Origin of the sequence: Cellulomonas bogoriensis 69B4 = DSM 16987 (assembly GCF_000767165.1) — a bacterium.
Taxonomy (GTDB): domain Bacteria; phylum Actinomycetota; class Actinomycetes; order Actinomycetales; family Cellulomonadaceae; genus Actinotalea; species Actinotalea bogoriensis.
This window is the reverse complement of record NZ_AXCZ01000479.1, coordinates 1-410: the sequence shown is the minus strand read 5'-3', so window position 1 is coordinate 410 and position 410 is coordinate 1. Positions and strand designations below refer to the sequence as shown.

The window sequence follows — 410 nt, the reverse complement described above, 5'->3', positions numbered from 1 at the left end:
CCGTGGTCGTGGCCGACCTGCACTCGGCCCTGCCGGCCGTGGTCGCCGGCGTCCGGCACCGGGCCGCTGCACTGGGCCTGGCCCCGCCGCGGATCGCGTACGTGATGACGGACGGCGGCGCGCTGCCCGTGGCGTTCTCCCGTACCGTCGCGGCCCTGCGCGAGGGCGGCCTCCTCGACGTGTGCATCAGCGTGGGGCAGGCGTACGGGGGTGACCTGGAGGCGGTGACGGTCCACACCGGGCTGCTCGCGGCCCGGCACGTCCGTGGGGCCGACGTGGCCGTGGTGATCCAGGGTCCCGGCAACCTCGGCACCGGCACGCGGTGGGGGTTCTCGGGGGTGGCGGCCGGCGAGGCCGTCAACGCGGCCGCGACCCTCGGCGGTCGCCCGGTGGCCGCGCTCCGCGTGTCC

1 protein-coding gene is annotated in these 410 nt (G+C 78.0%); it reads left to right on the top strand.

Annotated elements, in window-relative coordinates:
• A partial coding sequence (locus N869_RS16110) for a DUF3866 family protein (protein WP_035063463.1) occupies positions 1 to 410 on the top strand: 410 nt, incomplete at both ends.